The sequence below is a fragment of the Mesorhizobium sp. M4A.F.Ca.ET.050.02.1.1 genome (genome assembly GCF_003997725.1).
Taxonomy (GTDB): domain Bacteria; phylum Pseudomonadota; class Alphaproteobacteria; order Rhizobiales; family Rhizobiaceae; genus Mesorhizobium.
Genome location: NZ_RZSG01001107.1, coordinates 1 through 1495, shown reverse-complemented (window position 1 = coordinate 1495; position 1495 = coordinate 1). Strand labels below are relative to the sequence as shown.

Here is a 1495-nt window from a genome sequence, read left to right as displayed (position 1 = left end):
AGCCGGTGGCGAGGATGATGGTGTCGGCGGCGAACAGCTCGTCGAGCACCGCGTCGGAGACGCCGACGACTTCGGCCTGGCGCTGGCTGCGCGCCTCGGCGGGCGTGTTGATGCCGGTCGAATAGTCGGGATCGATATGCGGCAGCGGATTGGCGACGAGATCGCGCACGACAAGCGTGTTCGACGGATCGGCGGCAAGCAGCTTGTTGGCAAGCTCGGTGGCGATGCGGGTCGAGTGCGAGGCGGCGCCGCGCGGGCTCGAGGTGACAAGAAGAATGGACATTGCGGGGCTCTCCAGTGGGATTGAACTGTCCCGCTGAATATGGGTCGCTCGACTCATTCGAAAAACTGGTATATTTTCTATACGATCCATCCACAAAATAGATATAACGATGCAGCCCAATCCGACGCTCGACCAGTTGCAGATCCTGGTGGCGGTTGCCGACACCGGCAGTTTCTCGGCCGCCGGCCGCAAGCTGAACCGGGCGCAATCCGTCATCAGCTATGGTATCGCCAACCTGGAGGCGCAGCTTGGGCTGAAACTGTTCGAGCGCGAGGGGACGCGCGAACCGCAACTGACCGATGTCGGACGGGCGATGCTCGAAGATGCGCGGCGCATGATCGGCGTGCTGCAGCGGATGCGCTCGCGGGTCGACGGCCATCATCAGGGACTGGAGGCCGAAGTTGCGCTGTCGGTCGATGCGGCGCTGCCGTCGCCGGTGCTGGTGCGGGTGCTGAAGGCGTTCGAGGCGCAGTTTCCGACCGTGATGCTGCGCCTGCATATCGGCACGCTTGGCGTCATTCCCGATCATGTGCTCAGCGGGCAGGCCGACCTCGGTATCGGCGGCATGCTGGGCGAGGTCGACGTCCACCTCGTGCGCATCGGCTTCATGTCGATCGTGCTGGCCGCCGCGCCCAGCCATCCACTGGCGCTGCTGCCGAAGCCTGTGACGCTCGAGGATGCGCGCGAACATACGCAGCTCGTCGTCACCGACCAGTCCGAGCGCACCAAGGGACGCGATTTCGGCGTCTTCGCCTACCGCACATGGCGGCTGACCGACATGCGCACCAAGCATATGCTGATGCGGGAGGGGCTTGGCTGGGGAGGCCTGCCGCGCTGGCTGATCGCCGACGATCTGGCAAGCGGCAGGCTGGTGGAGCTCGACCTCGAGGTCTTCAGGGAGGCGCGTTCGCCGCTTTTTGCCATGCATCGCAATGACAGCAGCCCGAAGCCGGCTGCGGCCTGGCTGATCGACCGGTTCAAACGAGGGCTCGGCTGCTTCAACGAGATGGAGCCGGGCGTGTGGACCGAGGAGGAGCCGGAGACAGACCGTCGATCAGCGCCATGAGCACGGCGCGGTAGTCGCCGCTCGATGCTCCCGCTTCGACGGCAAGCGCGGCGCGGTCGAAGGCAGCGGCGAGCAATGCGGTCAGCGGCTCGATTGGCAGTCTTGCCATGGACTGCTCGCGCATCGCCGCGACGAAGCCTTCGCGC

The 1495-nt window shown here is 65.4% G+C and carries 2 protein-coding genes and 1 pseudogene; 1 reads left to right on the top strand and 2 read right to left on the bottom strand.

The window, feature by feature from the left end:
- Positions 1 to 283 (bottom strand): NAD(P)H-dependent oxidoreductase (locus tag EOA33_RS35425; protein ID WP_190234490.1); only part of this gene is annotated, 283 nt, incomplete at its 3' end.
- 109 nt (positions 284 to 392) lie between these two features.
- Between EOA33_RS35425 and EOA33_RS35420 the strand changes: the two genes are divergently transcribed.
- Complete coding sequence (locus tag EOA33_RS35420; protein WP_126058799.1) at positions 393 to 1349, top strand: LysR family transcriptional regulator; 957 nt, start codon at positions 393 to 395, stop codon at positions 1347 to 1349.
- Here the strand turns inward: EOA33_RS35420 and EOA33_RS39975 are convergent.
- Positions 1282 to 1495: pseudogene (locus tag EOA33_RS39975) on the bottom strand (TetR/AcrR family transcriptional regulator); the annotation flags it as partial. The gene EOA33_RS35420 and the pseudogene EOA33_RS39975 sit on opposite strands and share 68 nt — an antisense overlap.